The organism is Actinoplanes hulinensis, from assembly GCF_019429605.1.
GTDB classification, from domain to species: Bacteria; Actinomycetota; Actinomycetes; order Mycobacteriales; family Micromonosporaceae; genus Actinoplanes; species Actinoplanes campanulatus.
Window position 1 is genome coordinate 570,927 of sequence record NZ_JAHXZI010000001.1, and the last position, 20,070, is coordinate 590,996.

The 20,070-nt window shown below is 67.2% G+C and carries 18 protein-coding genes; all 18 read right to left on the minus strand.

Going from position 1 to position 20,070, the window contains the following annotated elements; translation table 11 throughout:
- Positions 1 to 31: 31 nt before the first annotated feature.
- The 18 genes from rpsS to KZ829_RS02890 all read right to left on the minus strand — a co-directional run bounded on the left by rpsS (position 32) and on the right by KZ829_RS02890 (position 20,030).
- Positions 32 to 313, minus strand: coding sequence for a 30S ribosomal protein S19 (gene rpsS / locus KZ829_RS02805; RefSeq protein WP_014687760.1), 282 nt, complete (start codon positions 311 to 313; stop codon positions 32 to 34).
- Between the two features lie 12 nt (positions 314 to 325).
- The gene (gene rplB / locus KZ829_RS02810; RefSeq protein WP_183222834.1) at positions 326 to 1,165 is read right to left on the minus strand and encodes a 50S ribosomal protein L2; all 840 of its coding nucleotides are present in this window, start codon (positions 1,163 to 1,165) and stop codon (positions 326 to 328) included.
- 14 nt (positions 1,166 to 1,179) lie between these two features.
- Positions 1,180 to 1,482, minus strand: a complete 303-nt coding sequence (rplW, locus tag KZ829_RS02815; RefSeq protein ID WP_183222833.1) for a 50S ribosomal protein L23 — start codon at positions 1,480 to 1,482, stop codon at positions 1,180 to 1,182.
- On the minus strand, positions 1,479 to 2,126 hold the full coding sequence (rplD, locus tag KZ829_RS02820; protein ID WP_220142253.1) for a 50S ribosomal protein L4: 648 nt from the start codon (positions 2,124 to 2,126) through the stop codon (positions 1,479 to 1,481). The genes rplW and rplD overlap by 4 nt, the downstream gene beginning before the upstream one ends.
- Complete coding sequence (rplC, locus tag KZ829_RS02825) at positions 2,123 to 2,773, minus strand: 50S ribosomal protein L3 (protein WP_183222831.1); 651 nt, start codon at positions 2,771 to 2,773, stop codon at positions 2,123 to 2,125. Before rplC ends, rplD begins: the two co-directional genes overlap by 4 nt.
- Positions 2,774 to 2,785: 12 nt before the next feature.
- A complete protein-coding gene (gene rpsJ / locus KZ829_RS02830; protein WP_007073037.1) occupies positions 2,786 to 3,094 on the minus strand; it encodes a 30S ribosomal protein S10 in 309 nt (102 codons plus the stop codon).
- A 358-nt stretch (positions 3,095 to 3,452) separates the two neighbouring features.
- Positions 3,453 to 4,646: an elongation factor Tu gene (gene tuf, locus KZ829_RS02835; protein ID WP_220142254.1), complete on the minus strand. Its 1,194-nt coding sequence runs from the start codon at positions 4,644 to 4,646 to the stop codon at positions 3,453 to 3,455.
- A gap of 118 nt (positions 4,647 to 4,764) precedes the next feature.
- Positions 4,765 to 6,861, minus strand: coding sequence for an elongation factor G (gene fusA / locus KZ829_RS02840; RefSeq protein ID WP_220142255.1), 2,097 nt, complete (start codon positions 6,859 to 6,861; stop codon positions 4,765 to 4,767).
- Between the two features lie 85 nt (positions 6,862 to 6,946).
- A complete protein-coding gene (gene rpsG, locus KZ829_RS02845; protein WP_183222828.1) occupies positions 6,947 to 7,420 on the minus strand; it encodes a 30S ribosomal protein S7 in 474 nt (157 codons plus the stop codon).
- 1 nt (position 7,421) lies between these two features.
- Positions 7,422 to 7,796, minus strand: coding sequence for a 30S ribosomal protein S12 (gene rpsL, locus KZ829_RS02850; protein WP_014440718.1), 375 nt, complete (start codon positions 7,794 to 7,796; stop codon positions 7,422 to 7,424).
- 427 nt (positions 7,797 to 8,223) lie between these two features.
- Positions 8,224 to 8,757 carry a hypothetical protein gene (locus KZ829_RS02855; RefSeq protein WP_246634908.1) on the minus strand — a complete coding sequence of 178 codons (534 nt, stop codon included), beginning with the start codon at positions 8,755 to 8,757 and terminating at the stop codon, positions 8,224 to 8,226.
- Positions 8,758 to 8,823: 66 nt separating this feature from the next.
- On the minus strand, positions 8,824 to 9,138 hold the full coding sequence (locus KZ829_RS02860; protein WP_220142430.1) for a hypothetical protein: 315 nt from the start codon (positions 9,136 to 9,138) through the stop codon (positions 8,824 to 8,826).
- Positions 9,139 to 9,237: 99 nt separating this feature from the next.
- Positions 9,238 to 13,128 carry a DNA-directed RNA polymerase subunit beta' gene (locus tag KZ829_RS02865; RefSeq protein ID WP_220142256.1) on the minus strand — a complete coding sequence of 1,297 codons (3,891 nt, stop codon included), beginning with the start codon at positions 13,126 to 13,128 and terminating at the stop codon, positions 9,238 to 9,240.
- Positions 13,129 to 13,228: 100 nt separating this feature from the next.
- Entirely contained in the window at positions 13,229 to 16,669 is a 3,441-nt protein-coding gene (gene rpoB / locus KZ829_RS02870; RefSeq protein ID WP_220142257.1) for a DNA-directed RNA polymerase subunit beta, read from the minus strand.
- Between the two features lie 598 nt (positions 16,670 to 17,267).
- Positions 17,268 to 17,648, minus strand: a complete 381-nt coding sequence (rplL, locus tag KZ829_RS02875) for a 50S ribosomal protein L7/L12 (protein WP_220142258.1) — start codon at positions 17,646 to 17,648, stop codon at positions 17,268 to 17,270.
- Between the two features lie 51 nt (positions 17,649 to 17,699).
- Entirely contained in the window at positions 17,700 to 18,245 is a 546-nt protein-coding gene (gene rplJ, locus KZ829_RS02880; protein WP_183222824.1) for a 50S ribosomal protein L10, read from the minus strand.
- A 271-nt stretch (positions 18,246 to 18,516) separates the two neighbouring features.
- Entirely contained in the window at positions 18,517 to 19,215 is a 699-nt protein-coding gene (locus tag KZ829_RS02885) for a hypothetical protein (RefSeq protein ID WP_220142259.1), read from the minus strand.
- On the minus strand, positions 19,212 to 20,030 hold the full coding sequence (locus KZ829_RS02890) for an ATP-binding cassette domain-containing protein (RefSeq protein ID WP_220142260.1): 819 nt from the start codon (positions 20,028 to 20,030) through the stop codon (positions 19,212 to 19,214). The genes KZ829_RS02885 and KZ829_RS02890 overlap by 4 nt, the downstream gene beginning before the upstream one ends.
- Between the last annotated feature and the right edge of the window lie 40 nt (positions 20,031 to 20,070).

Sequence of the window (20,070 nt, forward strand, 5' to 3'; positions counted from 1 at the left end):
AGCTCCTAATTCCTCAGATCCGTGTATCTGCTTAGCGACGACGGCTCTTGCGGTCGTCCTTCTCGTGACCCTTGAACGTACGGGTCAGAGCGAACTCGCCGAGCTTGTGCCCGACCATCGCCTCGGTGACGAAGACCGGGACGTGCTTGCGCCCGTCGTGCACAGCGATCGTGTGCCCGAGCATGTCGGGGATGATCGTCGAGCGCCGCGACCAGGTCTTGATGACGTTCTTCGAGTTCTTCTCGTTCTGGACTTCCACCTTCTTGAGCAGGTGGTCATCGACGAACGGGCCCTTTTTGAGGCTGCGAGGCATCTTTAACTCCCGTTACCCGCGCTTGCGGGTGGCGTAGCGGCGGCGAACGATCAGCTTGTCGCTCTCCTGGCCCTTGCGGCGGGTACGGCCCTCCGGCTTACCAGCCGGGTTGACCGGGTGACGACCACCGGAGGTCTTACCCTCACCACCACCGTGCGGGTGGTCGACAGGGTTCATGGCGACACCACGGACGGTCGGGCGCTTGCCCTTCCACCGCATACGGCCGGCCTTACCCCAGTTGATGTTCGACTGCTCGGCGTTGCCGATCTCGCCGATCGTCGCCCGGCAGCGGACGTCGACGCGACGGATCTCGCCGGAGGGCATACGCAGCGTGGCGTACACACCCTCACGGCCGAGCAGCTGGATGCCGACGCCGGCCGAACGGGCCAGCTTGGCGCCACCGCCGGGACGAAGCTCCACACCGTGGATCGTCGTACCGACCGGGATGTTGCGCAGGGGCAGGTTGTTGCCCGGCTTGATGTCCGCGCCCACACCCGACTCGACGCGGTCGCCCTGCTTGAGGTCCTTCGGCGCGAGGATGTAGCGCTTCTCACCGTCGGCGTAGTGCAGCAGAGCGATACGGGAGGTGCGGTTGGGGTCGTACTCGATGTGAGCGACCTTGGCCGGCACGCCGTCCTTGTCATTCCGCTTGAAGTCGATCAGCCGGTACTGCCGCTTGTGGCCACCGCCCTGGTGTCGCGTGGTGATGCGACCGTGGACGTTGCGGCCACCCTTCTTGGGCAGCGGGACCAGCAGAGACTTCTCCGGCGTGGACCGGGTGATCTCGGCGAAGTCGGCGACGCTGGAGCCACGACGGCCCGGCGTGGTCGGCTTGTACTTACGGATTGCCATGATTCACAAACCCCTTAGCTGACCGGGCCGCCGAAGGCCTCGATACGGTCACCGTCAGCCAGCTTCACCATCGCGCGCTTGGTCGCCTTGCGCTGTCCCCAACCGGACTTGGTGCGCTTGCGCTTGCCCTCGCGGTTCGCCGTGTTCACGGTCAGCACGCGGACGTTGAAGATCTGCTGAATCGCGATCTTGATCTGGGTCTTGTTCGCGTCCGGACGGACCTCGAACGTGTACCAGTTCTGGTCGAGAACGCTGTAGCTCTTCTCGGAGACCACCGGGGCGACGATGATGTCGCGCGGGTCGGCGATCGTGCTCACTTGTCGCCCTCCTCGGACTTCTCGGACCCGCCCAGGAACTCGTCGAGCGCGGCCTTCGTGAAGACCACCTCGTCGGCGACCAGCACGTCGTAGGTGTTGAGCTGGCCGGCCTCGATGAGGTGAACGGTCGGCTCGTTCCGCAGCGACACCCAGTTCAGCTCGTCCTGGCTGTCCAGGACGACCAGCACCTTGGTGGTCTCGGCGATCTTGCGCAGCGTCGCGATCGCGGTCTTCGTCGACGGCTTCTCGCCGGTGACGAACGACTCGACCACGTGCACGCGGTTCTCGCTCGCCCGGTCCGAGAGGGCGCCACGCAGCGCGGCGGCCTTCATCTTCTTGGGGGTCCGCTGGCTGTAGTCGCGCGGCACGGGGCCGTGCACGACGCCACCACCGGTGAACTGCGGCGCCCGGATCGAGCCCTGACGGGCACGGCCGGTGCCCTTCTGCTTGTACGGCTTCTTGCCGCCGCCGGCGACCTCACCGCGCGTCTTCGCCTTGTGCGTACCCTGCCGGGCCGCGGCCAGCTGCGCCACGACGACCTGGTGCATCAGCGGGATGTTCGGCTCCACGCCGAAGACGTTGCCGGGGAGCTCGACCGAGCCGGCCTTCGCGCCCTCAGCGTTGAAAACGTCAACCGAGCTCACTTGGCACCGCCCTTCTTCGCCGCGGAACGGACCAGGATCAGCGCGCCCTTGGGACCGGGCACCGCGCCGCGGACCAGGATCAGGTTGCGCTCGGTGTCGACGGCCTGGATGACCAGGTTCTGCACGGTGAAGCGCTTGCCACCCATGCGACCGGCCATCTTGACGCCCTTGAAGACACGACCCGGGGTGGCGCAGGCGCCGATCGAACCCGGGGAGCGGTGCTTGCGCTCGACACCGTGGCTCGCGCGCAGACCGTGGAAGCCGTGCCGCTTCATGACACCGGCGTAGCCCTTGCCCTTGGTCTTGCCGGTCACGTCGATCGGCTGGCCGACCGCGAACGCGTCGACGGTGACCTCCTGGCCGAGCTCGTACTCGCCGGCGTCCACCGTGCGCAGCTCCACGACGTGACGACGCGGCGAGACGCCGGCCTTCTCGAAGTGGCCGCTCTCCGGCTTGTTCACCTTGCGCGGGTCGATGGCGCCGTACGCCAGCTGGACAGCCGCGTAGCCGTCCTTCTCATCGGTGCGGACCTGAGTCACGACGCACGGGCCGGCCTGAACCACGGTCACCGGGACGACCTTGTTGTTGTCCCAGACCTGGGTCATGCCGAGCTTGGCGCCCAGGATCCCCTTAACTTGCCTGTCCATTAGTCGCGATCCCTACAGCTTGATCTCGATGTCGACGCCAGCCGGCAGGTCGAGGCGCATGAGCGAGTCGACCGTCTTCGGAGTCGGGTCGATGATGTCGATCAGACGCTTGTGCGTGCGCATCTCGAAGTGCTCGCGCGAGTCCTTGTACTTGTGCGGCGAACGGATCACGCAGAAACGGTTGATCTCCGTGGGCAGCGGCACCGGGCCCGCGACCTGCGCCCCGGTACGCGTCACCGTCTCGACGATCTTCCGCGCCGAGGAGTCGACGACCTCGTGGTCATAGGCCTTGAGCCGGATGCGGATCTTCTGTCCCGCCATGGTGGCTTCTGTTTCCTTCTCTCGATGCCGCTACCTGCGGAAGCGGGTTGACCTCCGCATGCCCGCAGGACGGTTGATCCTGCGTTGTCCGACCCCCGCGGTCGGGCGTGTCGCGCCCCTCGGCATAAGGAGCCCACGCGAAGTGCAAGCACTTCAGTCGATCACGGGGATCTGAGGTGTCCGCGGGCGGCAGAGGAACACGCCCGGACACCCGGCGAGGGTGGGTCCCTACCAAAGCAGGCACCCACCCCGCGCGGACGCAACCTGACTAGTATGCCGGATTGAATCCGCCATTGCTAATCGGGGTCACCAGCGAGGGTTGCTCACGACGGAAATGTGTCGCAAACAACCCTCAGCGTCAGTTGATGATCTTCGTGACCGTTCCGGCGCCGACGGTGCGGCCACCCTCACGGATCGCGAACTTCAGGCCCTGCTCCATGGCGATCGGCTGGATCAGCTTCACGGCCATCGAGGTGGAGTCGCCCGGCATGACCATCTCGGTGCCCTCGGGCAGCGTGACGACGCCGGTGACGTCCGTGGTACGGAAGTAGAACTGCGGGCGGTAGTTCTGGAAGAACGGGGTGTGCCGGCCGCCCTCTTCCTTCGAGAGGATGTAGACCTGGCCCTCGAACTCCGTGTGCGGAGTCGTGGTGCCCGGCTTCACGACGACCATGCCGCGCTCGACGTCCTCGCGCTTGATGCCGCGGAGCAGCAGACCGACGTTCTCACCCGCGCGGGCCTCGTCGAGCAGCTTGCGGAACATCTCGATGCCGGTGCAGACGGTCTTGGTCGACTTCTCGCGGATACCGACGATCTCGACCTCCTCGTTCGGCTTGAGGATGCCACGCTCGGCGCGACCGGTCACCACGGTGCCACGGCCGGTGATCGTGAAGACGTCCTCGATCGGCATGAGGAACGGCTTCTCGGTCTCACGCTCGGGCTGCGGGATCGCGGTGTCGACCGCGTTCATCAGCTCCATGAGCTTGCCGGTCCACTCCGGGTCGCCCTCGAGCGCCTTGAGCGCCGACACGCGCACGACCGGCAGGTCGTCGCCCGGGAACTCGTAGGTGCTGAGCAGCTCGCGGACCTCGAGCTCGACGAGCTCCAGGAGCTCCTCGTCCTCGACCATGTCGCTCTTGTTCAGGGCGACGACGATGTACGGAACGCCGACCTGGCGGGCCAGGAGCACGTGCTCCTTGGTCTGCGGCATCGGGCCGTCGGTCGCGGCGACCACCAGGATGGCGCCGTCCATCTGCGCCGCACCGGTGATCATGTTCTTGATGTAGTCGGCGTGGCCGGGGCAGTCCACGTGCGCGTAGTGGCGCGCCGCGGTCTGGTACTCGACGTGCGCGATCGAGATCGTGATGCCGCGGGCCTTCTCCTCCGGCGCCTTGTCGATCTCGTCGAACGGGGTGTACGGGTTCAGGTCCGGGAACTCGTCGTGCAGGACCTTCGTGATGGCCGCAGTCAGCGTCGTCTTACCGTGGTCGATGTGACCAATGGTGCCGATGTTGACGTGCGGCTTAGTCCGCTCGAACTTCGCCTTCGCCACTGGTGTCCTCCTGTGGACTGATCATTTCTTGTCGCCCGGCACGCCGATAAGGCGCTCAGGACTCTGTCGACTGCCAGTGCACGTGCGGCCCTCGACAGGCCGCACGTGCCTCAACGCGTCAGGCGCCGGTGGCCTTAGCGATGATCTCCTTCGCCACGTTCTGCGGAACCTCGGCGTAGGAGTCGAACAGCATGCTGTAGCTAGCCCGGCCGGCAGTCTTCGACCGCAGGTCGCCGACGTAGCCGAACATCTCCGAGAGCGGCACCAGAGCCTTGACGACGCGGGCGCCGTGGCGCTCCTCCATCGACTGGATCATGCCACGCCGGGAGTTGAGGTCGCCGATGACGTCACCCATGTTGTCCTCAGGGGTGGTGACCTCAACGGCCATCATCGGCTCGAGCAGCGCGGGGTCGGCTTTGCGGGCCACTTCCTTCATCGCCATCGAGCCAGCGATCTTGAACGCCATCTCGGACGAGTCGACCTCGTGGTACTGACCGTCGACCAGCGTGAACTTCACGCCGACCAGCGGGTAGCCGGCGAGGACGCCGTACTGGAGGGAGTCCTGCGCGCCCGCGTCCACCGAGGGGATGAACTCCTTGGGGATGCGACCACCGGTCACCGCGTTCACGAACTCGTACGTGGGGCCGTCCGCCTCGAGCGACAGCGGCTCGACGTTGACGACGACCTTCGCGTACTGGCCGGAACCACCGGTCTGCTTCTTGTGGACGTACGTGTGCTTCTCCACGGTGCCGCGGATCGTCTCGCGGTACGCCACCTGCGGCTTGCCGATGTTGGCCTCGACACTGAACTCGCGGCGCATGCGGTCCACCAGGATGTCCAGGTGGAGCTCGCCCATGCCGGCGATGATCGTCTGGCCGGTTTCCTCGTCGTTGAAGACGCGGAAGGTCGGGTCCTCCTCGGCCAGGCGCTGGATCGCGGTGCCCAGCTTCTCCTGGTCCGACTTGGTCTTCGGCTCGATGGCGACCTGGATGACCGGCTCCGGGAAGGTCATCGACTCCAGGATGACCGGGTTCGCCGGGTCGCTGAGCGTGTCACCGGTGGTGGTCTGCTTCAGACCCTGGACGGCGATGATGTCGCCGGCCTGCGCGGTGGCGCGCTCCTCACGCTTGTTCGCGTGCATCTGGTAGATCTTGCCGATCCGCTCCTTGCGGTCCTTGGTGGAGTTGACCACCTGGGAACCGGACTCGAGCGTGCCGGAGTAGATCCGGACGTAGGTGAGCTTGCCGAGGTGCTTGTCGGTCTGGATCTTGAAGGCCAGCGCCGAGAAGGGCTCGTCGTTCGACGGCTTCCGCAGCATCGACGTCTCGCCGTCGGTCGCGGTGCCCTCGATGGCCGGGATGTCCAGCGGCGACGGCAGGAACGAGACAACGGCGTCCAGCATCGGCTGCACACCCTTGTTCTTGAACGCCGAGCCGCAGAGCACCGGGTTGGCCTTGCTGGCGATCGTGGCGCGCCGGATGGCGGCCCGGATCTCGTCGACCGAGACCTCTTCGCCCTCGAGGTACTTCTCCATCACCGCGTCGTCGACGTCGGCCAGGGTCTCGATGAGCTTCTCGCGCCACTCGGCAGCCTGGTCGGTGAGGTCGGCCGGGATCTCCTCGACCGCGTAGTCCTCACCCTTCTGGGTCTCACCACGCCAGGTGAGCGCGCGCATCTCGATCAGGTCGACGACACCGATGTGGTCGCCCTCGAGCCCGATCGGGATCTGGAGCACGAGCGGCGTCGCGTTCAGCCGGTCGATCATCATCTGCACGCAGCGGAAGAAGTCCGCGCCGGTCCGGTCCAGCTTGTTGACGAAGCACATCCGCGGGACGTTGTACTTGTCCGCCTGACGCCAGACGTTCTCGGTCTGGGGCTCCACGCCGGCAACGCCGTCGTAGACCGCCACCGCGCCGTCGAGCACGCGCAGCGACCGCTCGACCTCGACCGTGAAGTCGACGTGGCCGGGCGTGTCGATGATCTGGATCGTGTGACCCTTCCACTCGCACTTGGTGGCGGCGGAAGTGATGGTGATACCGCGCTCCTGCTCCTGCTCCATCCAGTCCATGACGGCGCCGCCCTCGTGGACCTCGCCGATCTTGTACGTGATGCCGGTGTAGAACAGGATGCGCTCGGTTGTCGTGGTCTTACCAGCGTCGATGTGCGCCATGATGCCGATGTTGCGAACCTTGGCGAGCGCTTCTGCGGCGGCCACTTCCATCCCTACTTTTCTTCGTCGTCGTCTCTAGGACCGGTACGACTGCCGTGGCCCGGCCGGAGGCCGGGCCCGCAGCAGGGTCTTACCAGCGGTAGTGCGCGAAGGCCTTGTTGGACTCCGCCATCTTGTGGGTGTCCTCGCGACGCTTCACCGCGGCACCGAGGCCGTTGCTGGCGTCGAGCAGCTCGTTCTGCAGGCGGTCGATCATGGTCTTCTCGCGGCGGGCCTTGGAGTACTGGACCAGCCAGCGCAGACCGAGAGTGGTCTGACGCGGGGTGCGGACCTCGACCGGAACCTGGTAGGTCGCGCCACCGACACGGCGGCTGCGGACCTCGAGGGTCGGCTTCACGTTGTCCATGGCGCGCTTGAGGATGACCACCGGGTCGGTGCCACCGCTCTTCTCACGGCAGCCCTCGAGGGCTCCGTACACGATGCGCTCGGCGAGCTGACGCTTGCCGCCGACGAGGATCTTGTTGACCAGCTGCGTTACCAGCGGGGAGTTGTACACCGGGTCAGCGACCACAGGGTGGCGCGGAGCGGGTCCCTTACGCGGCATGTCAGCTCTTCTCCTTCTTCGCGCCGTAACGGCTGCGGGCCTGCTTGCGGTTCCGGACACCCTGGGTGTCGAGCGAACCGCGAACGATCTTGTAGCGAACGCCCGGAAGGTCCTTCACACGGCCGCCGCGCACGAGCACGATCGAGTGCTCCTGCAGGTTGTGACCGACGCCCGGGATGTACGCCGTGACCTCGATCTGGCTGCTGAGCTTCACACGAGCGACCTTGCGCAGCGCAGAGTTCGGCTTCTTGGGGGTGGTGGTGTACACGCGCGTGCACACGCCGCGCCGCTGAGGACTTCCCTTCAGCGCCGGCGTCTTCGTCTTGCTCGTCTTCGCCTGGCGGCCCTTGCGGACCAGCTGCTGGATCGTGGGCACCGGGTTTCTCCGCTCCCTTCGGCCGTTTCCTGTTGTACGGCCGCACCGTGTATTTCTGCCTCTGTGTGCCGGCCGCCTCCCTGAGGAAGCGTCCGGCACCCGCGGTCGGGCGTGTCGTCCGGCTCACGGTCCCATCGCGCGTGAAGGTTCACGCGTTCCGGATGTTGTCTGTAGTGAACAGGGCCTTCATGAGCCCTGCCCGTCGTGGTGCTCTACCCGTCGCACGTTCCGAAACGGGTGCACGCACGAGTTGCCCGGGCGAGCCCGGGCACGAGGGGAAAGACTACCCACCCTGCGCACCCAGGTCAAAATGAACCCAGGCTCCCACGATGGACATCTCCGTATACCAGTGTACCGGGTCGCTCAGCACACCATCGCCGCGGTGCCGGATCCGGGCTCCGCGGTGGCCTCGAGAGCCGGTGTCCGCTCATGACAACTGCAACGTCAGCCCCATCGCCAACGACAGCACCGCCAGAAGTGCACCGATCAGGCCGCAGATAATCCCGGCGGTGGTCAGGCCGCGGCCGGTGAAACGGACCCGCCACGGTTCACCGGTGCCCGCGATCTGCCGCCTGGCGATCACCGCGGCACCCACCGCTCCCCCGCACGCCAGGACGCTGAGCAGCGCGAACGCGCCAGCGACCCATCCGCCCCAGCCCGCCTCGGCGCCGGAGACGCCGAAGCAGAGGGCCGCGAAGGAGATCACGATCGCGGCGATGCCGGCTGCCAGCGAACCGATGGCCGGCCCCGACGTGATCGGCGCGACTTGAAGATGGACCAGACCGAATTCGGTCCCGGTCACCTGCTCCAGCCGCTCCGGCTGCCAGCCCGCCGAGACCGGCGGCGGAGGCGGCTGGAAACCATAGGGAGATCCGTACGGCGACGGCGCCCCGTAGCCGGGCCCAGGACCGTACGAGGGGCCGTAGGACGGCTGGTAGGGCTGACCCGGGGGCTGCGTCATATCGCCAAGCATGTCACCCGTACGAGCGGCCGTGCAGCCCACCCGAGCCGCGCCGAACCGTGCCGGTCAGTCGGTGCCGGGCGCGAAATCCTGCCCGCCCGGCGCCGCCACCAGGTGCAACAGCCCCGCGATCAAGGCCACCACCAGGGCTGTCGCGGCCAGCACGAGCCCGGCCCAGGCGAGCTGGCGGCCCCGCCGGATCCAGGCCGAGCCGGTCAGATAACCCCCCGCCGCGTACGCCTGACGAGCCGACTGACGGGCCAGGAGCAACGCCAGCGTGGCCGGGATCACCCCACCCACCAGCGGCCCGGTGAGCAGCCCCACCAGGCCCAGCGCGAAGACCGCCCGGGCCTTCGTCATCGGCACCGGCTCGGGGTCCATCGGGTGACGGGTGGGAACTACGGGAAGCGTCACGCCACCATCCTAGAAACGCCCATGGGGCGGCCGCGCTTCGCGCGACCGCCCCATGCGGAGAAACCCTTAGCGGTACGACCCGAAGTCGAAGTCGTCCAGCGGCACGGCCTGCCCGCTGGCCGGCCCGAACCCGTAGTCGGTCTCCGGGTACCCGGTCATCGAGTACACCTTCGCCTTGGCCTCCTCGGTCGGCTCGACCCGGATGTTGCGGTACTTGGAGATACCGGTACCGGCCGGGATGAGCTTACCGATGATGACGTTCTCCTTGAGGCCCACCAGCGAGTCGCTGCGCGAGTTGATCGCAGCGTCGGTGAGCACCCGGGTGGTCTCCTGGAAGGAGGCCGCCGAGAGCCAGGAGTCGGTCGCCAGCGAGGCCTTGGTGATACCCATCAGCACCGGACGACCGGCAGCGGGCTCGCCGCCCTCGCCCACGAGCCGGCGGTTCTCCGACTCGAAGAGCGCCCGGTCGACCAGCACACCCGGCAGGAACTCGGTCGCGCCGGAGTCGATGACCGTCACCCGCTTGAGCATCTGGCGGATGATGATCTCGATGTGCTTGTCGTGGATGAGCACACCCTGCGAGCGGTAGACCTCCTGGACCTCACTGGTCAGGTGGACCTGAACCGCGCGCGGGCCCATGATGCGGAGCAGCTCGTGCGGGTCGATGGTGCCCTCGGTGAGCTTCTCGCCGACGTTGACGTGGTCGCCGTCGTGGGCGCGGAGCTTGACCCGCTTCGAGATCTTGTCGTAGACGATCTCGTCGCTGCCGTCGTCCGGCACCACGATGATCTTCCGCGACCGCTCGCCGTCCTCGATGCGGACGCGTCCCGGGGTGTCGGCGATGGGCGCCTTGCCTTTGGGCACGCGGGCCTCGAAGATCTCCTGCACACGCGGCAGACCCTGGGTGATGTCCTCACCCGCGACACCACCGGTGTGGAAGGTACGCATCGTCAGCTGCGTGCCGGGCTCACCGATGGACTGGGCCGCGATGATGCCGACGGCCTCGCCGATGTCGACCGACTTGCCGGTCGGCAGCGAACGGCCGTAGCAGGCCGCGCACACGCCGAGCTTCGACTCACAGGTGAGAACGCTGCGCACCCGGACCGTCTCGACGCCGGCCGCGACCAGCTTGTCGACCAGGATCGAGTTGAGGTCCTCACCACGCGACACCACACGGTCGCCGTTGGCGTCGTCGATGTTGTCGGCCAGCGTACGGGCGTGCACACCGGTCTCGGCGTGCACGTGCACGACCAGGGTGCCGTCCGCCTCGCGCTCGCCCACCTGCATCGGGATCGCGCGCTCGGTGCCGCAGTCCTCCTCGCGGATGATCACGTCCTGCGAGACGTCCACCAGACGACGGGTCAGGTAACCCGAGTCGGCGGTACGCAGGGCGGTGTCAGCCAGACCCTTACGGGCGCCGTGCGTGGAGATGAAGTACTCCAGAACGGTCAGACCCTCACGGTACGACGAGGTGATCGGCCGCGGGATGATCTCGCCCTTGGGGTTGGCCACCAGACCACGGATCGCGGCGATCTGCCGGAGCTGGAGGAGGTTACCGCGAGCGCCGGAGTTGATCATCACCCAGAGCGGGTTCTCCTGCGGCAGCGCGGTCTCCATCTCCTTGGAGATCTCGTTGGTCGCCTTGGTCCAGATCTCGATGAGCTCGCCGCGGCGCTCCTCACCGGTCATCAGACCACGCTGGTACTGCTTGTCGATGCGGTCCGCCTCGACCTGGTACCGAGCGAGGATCTCCGGCTTGCGCGGAGGACCGATGACGTCGCCCATGCCGATCGTCACACCGGACCAGGTGGCCCAGTGGAAGCCGGCCTCCTTGAGCGCGTCCAGGGTCGCGGCCAGGGCGACCTTGGGGAAGCGCTCGGCGAGGTCGTTGACGATCGCCGACAGCTGACCCTTGCGGATCTCGTAGTTCACGTACCGGTAGCCCGTGGGCAGCGTCTCGTTGAAGATGACGCGGCCCAGCGTGGTCTCGACCAGCACCGGGTCACCCTCGACCCACTCCTCCGGCGCGACCCAGGCCTCGCCCTTGGCCCCGTTGTCCACCCCGATGACGTCCCGGAGGCGGATCTTCACCGGCGCCTGGAGGTGCAGCTCGCCGTTGTCGAACGCCATCCGCGCCTCGGCGTCCGAGCTGAACACCCGGCCCTCGCCCTTGGCACCGGGCGTCATGTGGGTCAGGTAGTACAGCCCGATGACCATGTCCTGGGTGGGCATGGTGACCGGCTTGCCGTCGGCCGGCTTGAGGATGTTGTTCGACGACAGCATCAGGATCCGCGCCTCGGCCTGCGCCTCGGCCGACAGCGGCACGTGGACCGCCATCTGGTCACCGTCGAAGTCCGCGTTGAACGCGGTGCAGACGAGCGGGTGGATCTGGATCGCCTTGCCCTCGACCAGCTGCGGCTCGAAGGCCTGGATGCCGAGGCGGTGCAGGGTCGGCGCACGGTTCAGCAGAACCGGGTGCTCGGAGATGACCTCTTCGAGGACGTCCCACACGACCGGGCGCTGCCGCTCGACCATCCGCTTGGCCGACTTGATGTTCTGCGCGTGGTTGAGGTCCACCAGGCGCTTCATCACGAACGGCTTGAACAGCTCCAGCGCCATCTGCTTCGGCAGGCCGCACTGGTGCAGCTTGAGCCGGGGGCCGACGACGATGACGGAACGACCGGAGTAGTCGACCCGCTTGCCGAGCAGGTTCTGACGGAACCGGCCCTGCTTGCCCTTGAGCATGTCGGAGAGCGACTTCAGCGGGCGGTTACCCGGACCGGTGACCGGACGGCCACGACGACCGTTGTCGAACAGCGCGTCGACGGCCTCCTGGAGCATCCGCTTCTCGTTGTTCACGATGATCTCGGGCGCGCCGAGGTCGATCAGACGCTTGAGGCGGTTGTTCCGGTTGATGACCCGGCGGTACAGGTCGTTCAGGTCGGAGGTCGCGAACCGGCCACCGTCGAGCTGCACCATCGGGCGCAGGTCCGGCGGGATGACCGGGACGCAGTCCAGGACCATGCCGAGCGGCGAGTTACGGGTGTTCAGGAACGCCGCGACGACCTTGAGCCGCTTGAGCGCCCGGATCTTCCGCTGTCCCTTACCGGTGCGGATGATCTCCCGAAGGTTCTCCGCCTCGGCGTCCAGGTCCATGTTCTGGAGCAGAGCCTTGATCGCCTCGGCACCCATGCCGCCGGTGAAGTACTCACCGAAGCGGTCACGCAGCTCGCGGTAGAGCAGCTCGTCGGTGACCAGCTGCTTCGAGTCGAGCTTGCGGAAGGTGTCGAGCACCTCGTCGAGGCGGTCGATCTCGCGCTGCGCCTTGTCCCGGATCTGGCGCATCTCGCGCTCGCCGGCTTCCTTGACCTTGCGGCGAACGTCGGCCTTGGCACCCTCGGCCTCGAGCTCGGCGAGGTCCTGCTCCAGCTTCGCGGCACGCTTCTCGATCTCCGAGTCACGGCCGTTCTCCGACTGGCGCTTCTCGGCGAAGATCTCGTTCTCGATCGTGGACATGTCACGGTGACGCGACTCGGCGTCAACGCTCGTGATCACGTACGAGGCGAAGTAGATGATCTTCTCAAGGTCCTTCGGAGCCAGGTCGAGCAGATAGCCCAGCCGGCTCGGGACGCCCTTGAAGTACCAGATGTGGGTGACGGAGGCGGCCAGCTCGATGTGGCCCATGCGCTCACGCCGGACCTTGGAGCGGGTCACCTCGACGCCACAGCGCTCACAGATGATGCCCTTGAACCGGACGCGCTTGTACTTACCGCAGTAGCACTCCCAGTCCCGCTGCGGACCGAAGATCTTCTCGCAGAAGAGTCCGTCCTTCTCGGGCTTGAGGGTGCGGTAGTTGATCGTCTCGGGCTTCTTGACCTCGCCGTGCGACCACTGCCGAATGTCGTCAGCGGTAGCAAGGCCGATGCGCAACTCGTCGAAGAAGTTGACGTCGAGCACTTGGACTATCCCTCGTGTTTCGTTGCTCGGGTGAATTCAAGGCCGGCGGGGGCGCCCCCGGCCGGCCCCGGTGATCGGGGCCGGCCGAGGACGCTCTCCGTCAGATCTCTTCGACGCTGCTGACGCCCTCGTTCGGGCGACGGGACAGGTCGATGCCGAGTTCCTCCGCGGCCCGGAAGACCTCGTCGTCGGTCTCACGCATCTCGAGCGCCACACCGTCGCTGGACAGCACCTCAACGTTCAGGCACAGCGACTGGAGCTCCTTGAGAAGCACCTTGAACGACTCCGGGATTCCCGGCTCCGGGATGTTCTCGCCCTTGACGATGGCCTCGTAGACCTTCACTCGGCCCAGGACGTCGTCGGACTTGATGGTGAGCAGCTCCTGCAGGGCGTAGGCCGCCCCGTAGGCCTGCATGGCCCAGCACTCCATCTCGCCGAACCGCTGGCCACCGAACTGCGCCTTACCACCCAGCGGCTGCTGCGTGATCATCGAGTACGGGCCGGTCGACCGAGCGTGGATCTTGTCGTCGACCAGGTGGTTCAGCTTGAGGATGTAGACGTAGCCGACCGAGATCGGGTCCGGCAGCGGCTCACCGGAGCGACCGTCGAACAGCTGCGCCTTACCGTCGCCGTTGACCAGCCGCTTGCCGTCGCGGTTGACCAGCGTCGACTCGAGCAGACCCTTGATCTCCTCCTCCTGGGCACCGTCGAAGACCGGGGTCGCGACGTTGCTGTCGGCGGAGGACTCGTGGGCCTCGATCGAGCGGAGCTGACGCTTCCAGTCCTCGTCCTCACCCTCGACCGACCAACCGGTCTTGGCGATCCACCCGAGGTGGGTCTCCAGGACCTGGCCGATGTTCATACGCGAGGGCACACCCAGCGGGTTGAGCACGATGTCGACCGGGGTGCCGTCCTCCAGGAACGGCATGTCCTCGACCGGCAGGATCTTGGAGATGACGCCCTTGTTGCCGTGCCGGCCGGCGAGCTTGTCGCCGTCCTGGATCTTCCGCTTCTGGGCGACGTAGACCCGGACCAGCTCGTTGACACCCGGGGGCAGCTCGTCGCCGTCCTCGCGGGAGAACGTCCGGACGCCGATGACCGTGCCGGTCTCGCCGTGCGGAACCTTCAGCGAGGTGTCCCGGACCTCCCGGGCCTTCTCACCGAAGATGGCGCGGAGCAGGCGCTCCTCGGGGGTCAGCTCGGTCTCACCCTTCGGGGTGACCTTGCCGACCAGGATGTCGCCGGGGACGACCTCGGCGCCGATCCGGATGATGCCGCGCTCGTCCAGGTCAGCGAGCATCTCCTCGCTGACGTTGGGGATGTCGCGGGTGATCTCCTCCGGGCCCAGCTTGGTGTCGCGGGCGTCGACCTCGTGCTCCTCGATGTGGATCGAGGTGAGGACGTCCTGCTGCACGAGGCGCTGCGACAGGATGATCGCGTCCTCGTAGTTGTGGCCCTCCCAGCACATGAAGGCGACGAGCAGGTTGCGCCCGAGCGCCATCTCGCCCTCGTCGGTGCAGGGACCGTCGGCGATGACCTGGCCGGCCTCGACGCGGTCGCCCTCGAACACGATCGGCTTCTGGTTGACGCAGGAGCCCGCGTTCGACCGGCGGAACTTGTGCAGCAGGTAGGTACGCCGGTGGCCGTCGTCCTGGTGCACCGTCACGTAGTCGGCGCACAGGTCCTCGACGACACCGCCGACCTCGGCGACGACCACGTCACCGGCGTCGACCGCGGCACGGTACTCCATGCCGGTGCCGACGAGCGGCGACTCCGCCTTGACCAGCGGAACGGCCTGACGCTGCATGTTCGCGCCCATGAGGGCACGGTTCGCGTCGTCGTGCTCGAGGAAGGGGATCATCGCGGTCGCGACGGAGGTCATCTGCCGCGGCGAGACGTCCATGTAGTCGACCTCGGTGCCGGGCACGTAGTCGACCTCACCGCCCTTACGGCGGACCAGGACGCGGTCCTCGGCGAAGGTGCCGTCGCTGGACAGCACGGCGTTCGCCTGGGCCTTGATGAACCGGTCTTCCTCGTCGGCGGTGAGGTAGTGCACCTCGTCGCTGACGACACCGTTCTCGACCTTCCGGTACGGCGTCTCGATGAAGCCGAACGGGTTGACCCGCGCGAACGTCGAGAGCGCGCCGATCAGACCGATGTTCGGGCCCTCAGGGGTCTCGATCGGGCACATCCGGCCGTAGTGGGACGGGTGCACGTCGCGGACCTCGAAGCCGGCCCGCTCACGGCTCAGACCACCCGGGCCGAGCGCCGACAGACGGCGACGGTGGGTCAGACCCGCGAGCGGGTTCGTCTGGTCCATGAACTGCGACAGCTGCGAGGTGCCGAAGAACTCCTTGATCGCGGCCACGACCGGCCGGATGTTGATCAGGGTCTGCGGCGTGATCGCCTCGACGTCCTGGGTCGTCATCCGCTCGCGGACGACCCGCTCCATCCGGGAGAGGCCCACGCGGACCTGGTTCTGGATGAGCTCGCCGACCGTGCGCAGGCGCCGGTTGCCGAAGTGGTCGATGTCGTCGGCCTCGTAACCGTCCTCACCGGCGTGCAGCCGGCAGAGGTAGTCGACGGTCTTGACGACGTCTTCCTCGGTGAGCGTGCCACGGACGATCGGCACGTCGATCTCGAGCTTCTTGTTGAACTTGTACCGGCCGACCTTGGCGACGTCATACCGCTTCGGGTTGAAGAAGAGGTTGTCGAGCAGGGTCTGCGCGTTCTCCCGGGTGGGGGGCTCGCCAGGGCGCAGCTTGCGGTAGATGTCTAGCAGGGCCTCGTCCTGCCCGGCGATGTGGTCCTTCTCCAGCGTCGTCATGAGCAGCTCGGACCAGCCGAAGCGCTCACGGATCTGGTCCGCGGACCAACCGATCGCCTTCAGCAGGACGGTGACGGCCTGCCGACGCTTGCGGTCGATACGGACACCGACGGTGTCGCGCTTGTCGATGTCGAACTCCAGCCAGGCACCCCGGCTCGGGATGACCTTGACGCTGGTGAGGTCGCGGTCGGAGGTCTTGTCCGGCTCCTTGGTGAAGTACACGCCCGGCGAACGGACGAGCTGACTCACCACGACCCGCTCGGTGCCGTTGATGACGAACGTCCCCTTGGGGGTCATCATCGGGAAGTCACCCATGAACACGGTCTGGCTCTTGATCTCGCCAGTGGTGTTGTTGGTGAACTCCGCGGTCACGAACAGCGGGGCACAGTAGGTCAGGTCCTTCTCTTTGCACTCCTCGATCGAGGCCTTCACCTCGTCGAAGCGCGGAGACGAGAAGGACAGCGACATGGTGCCGGAGAAGTCCTCAATGGGACTGATCTCTTCGAGGATCTCTGCGAGGCCCGAGTGGGCGTGCGGGTCGTCCGTCGTCCGGGCCTGCCAACCCTCATTGCCGACCAGCCAGTCGAAGGACTCGGTCTGGAGTGCGAGGAGGTTGGGGACCTCTAGCTGCTCGGTGATCCGGCCGAAAGAGACCCGGCGGGGTGCGTAAGCGCTCGACGTACGGCTGGTCTTCGCAGGGCGGGAAGCTGCCAAGATGCGTCCTTCCGAGGACCGGTGCTGCTATGCGGCTGAGTTGCTGATGCAACTGGTCTGCGTGCACTCCAATGAGCCCCCGGGAAGTTATCCACATGGATATCCCGAGAGGCATCAAGACAGAAGGCAGCGCAAACTAGCAGTGTAGCCGCTTGGCTAACCGCTGTCCAGCCCACACCTGAGGTGGCCTGCGGAACATGCCACCGTCGCGGCTGACCTGGACCTCTGCGGTCAGGGCCGGGACGGGGCCGCTCAGAAACGCGGCAACTAACCCTCTGGTGCCGGTCCGACAGGTATCGGCAGTAGATCCGTTACCCAGCGGGCGGCTGTCGCAAGCGCGGAAACTTGCTGATGTCAGCGTGCCTGTCCGCCGACACACAGTCAAGGGCTGTGCCGCGGGTCGGACGCCTGCGGTCATCCGCCCGGCACACCGGAGGCGCCTCGACGTACAAATGGCGAACTTTGACAGTCTTTGCCACCCGGCGCGAAGACGGCTCGGCGGCACGCCGTTGAGCTGCGCGGACGGCTGGAGAAACAGCGACGGCGGGGACCCGGAACGGATCCCCGCCATCGACTGATGACACTGTGGAGCGTTAGATCACTTGAGGGTGACCTTGGCGCCCTCACCCTCGAGCTTGGCCTTGGCGGCCTCGGCCTTCTCCTTGTTGACACCCTCGAGGATCGCCTTCGGGGCGGACTCGACGGCGTCCTTGGCCTCCTTGAGGCCCAGGCCGGTCAGCTCACGCACGACCTTGATGACCTGGATCTTCTTGCCACCGTCGCCCTCGAGGACGACGTCGAAGGAGTCCTTCTCAACCTCGGCCTCGGCCGGGGCGGCACCCGTGGCGGCGGCAACGGCGACCGGAGCGGCAGCCTTGACGTCGAAGACGTTCTCGAACTCCTTCACGAACTCGGAGAGCTCGATGAGGGTCATCTCCTTGAAGGCCTCGAGCAGGTCTTCGGTGCTGATCTTCGCCATGTGAGGCAACCTTTCCTAAGTTTTCTGACGTTTAACGGTTCACGCGAGGCATCAGGCCTCGGTGGAACCGGCCTGCTCGCGCTGCGCCCGCAGAGCCTCGACCGTGCGCACCGTCTTGGTGAGGGGCGCCTGGAAGGTGGCAGCGGCCTTGCTCAGGTTGGCCTTCATGGCGCCGGCCAGCTTGGCCAGCAGAACCTCACGGGACTCGAGGTCAGCAAGCTTGTTGACCTCGTCCGCCGTGATGGCCTTGCCCTCGAAGACACCGCCCTTGATGACGAGAACGGGGTGGGCCTTGGCGAAGGCACGGAGGCCCTTGGCCGCCTCGACCACGTCACCGTTCACGAAGGCGAGCGCGGTAGGACCGGTGAACAGCGCGTCGAGGCCCTCGATACCCGCGTCAGCCGCGGCACGCTTCGCGAGCGTGTTCTTGGCGACGGCGTACTTGTTCTCGCCGCCCAGCGACCGCCGGAGCTCGGTGAGCTCCTTCACGGTGAGGCCGCGGTATTCGGTCAACACGGTGGCCGCCGAACCACGGAAGTGATCCGTGAGCTCGGAAACAGCCGAAGCCTTGTCGGCCCGGACCGGCTTGTCCGCCATGTCCCTCCTCTCTCAGTGCTTCAGCCACTGGTCGAGAGGGTCCGTACAAAGCAAAACGCCCCGGCGCAGGGCACGGGGCGGACTCGAACACACGCTCACACGCGGTCGACGATCACGAACCGTTCTCCCTACGCGGGTCGCCCGCTTTCAGCGGGACCTTCGGCCACGGCGTCCGTCGAGATGACGGCTGCTGCGGCGACCAGCGGTCTATGGGTGGAACTTCGAGATGGAGAGTACGCGGACCTGTCACGGAACGCCAAATCGGGGCGGACTACGAGCGTGCGCGCCGCAAGCCGGCGTACCCGGCGAGGGCCACGGCACACCACAGGACCGTCCAGACGACCAGGACCAGCAGGGTGGCGGCGTTCGGGGGGTGGTCCCCGCCCATCTCCCGGGCGGTGGCCATCACCGGCGGCACCAGCCACGGGGCGATCGAGCCGGTCAGTCCGAGCACGATGACCAGGATCGAGCCGCTCACCAGGACCACGACACCGGGCAGGACCCGCCGGGTGACCGCTCGGCCGGACAGGGCGCCCAGCGTCACGGCGGCGGCCGTCGACAGCACGTGTGCCAAGATCCCGAGCAGGATGCCGGTCTGCGTCGACGGTTCGGCGGTATCGGGTCGCGGCGGGGCGATCGCGCCGAACGGCCACGGGGCCAGCATCGCGGCCAGGCACACCACCGAGGCGAGGAGCACGGCCGCGAGCAGGCCGCCGGCACCCTCCCGGAACGGGCCGACCGCGAGGCGGGCCAGCCGGCGCTGAGCGTCCGGTTCGGTGTCCAGCACCAGTTTGGTGAGCCAGGCCAGGACCGGGAACAGGCAGACCGCCGAGTAGGCGTAGGCGTGCATGGCGAGCGACGGCCCGCCACCGTAGAGGACGGAGAGGATCACCAGCACGGTGATCAGGGGCGCCACGGCGCGGCCACCGCGCAGAAAACCGGCGAGGCGCATCCGGGTCAGCGCGATCATCGCCCCTCGCTCTCGGTGCTCTCGATTCCGGGTACGCCCATCGCCCTCTGCCCCGGGAAGGAGCTCGTTCCCCGTACCCCGGCCGGGTCTCGCTCCCGGACCCCGAGGACACGGTGACCGGAGGCACGGAGCCGGTCCACCGTCGCGGCGGCCTCGTGCCGTCGCGCCACCACCTCGACCACCACCTCGTCGGCGCCGGTGTCCGGCTCGGGCTCGCCGGTGTGGTGCAGCCCGTGGCCGGTGACGGTCCAGTGGATCGCGCCCGGCAGGTTGGCGATCTCGCCGCGGTGATCGCTGACCAGGACCGCGCCGCCGGCACCGGTGACCTCGGTGACGAGTTCCGGGATGAGCTGCCGGGACGGGGCGTCGAGACCCTCCCAGGGCTCGTCCAGGACCAGCAGGCCGGGTGTGGTGAGCAGAGCCTGGGCCAGGCCGACCTTCTGCGCGGTGCCCTTGGACAGGTCCGGCAGCGGGGTCTCGGCGTGCCCGGTGAGGCCGAGCCGCTCGAGCCACCGGTCGGCGCCGGCGGCGGGCAGGCCACGGACCTCGGCCATCGATCGCAGGTAGCCGATCGTGGTGAACGGCTGGGCGGCCGGGAAACGTTCGGGGACCCAGCCCACCACGGCCGGCCGGTCGCGGACCACGCCGCGGGACGGGCGGAGCACCCCCGCGGCGAGTTGCAGCAGGGTCGACTTGCCGGCGCCGTTGCGGCCGAGCACCACGATCGTCTGCCCGGGCTCCACGGCGGCGTCGATGTCCTGGAGCGTCCAGTCGGCGCGTCGCGCGTACCGGAACCAGACTTTGTCGAAGCGCACGGCCGGAAGCCTGCCACAGAGACCGCCTTCGACGCAGGCC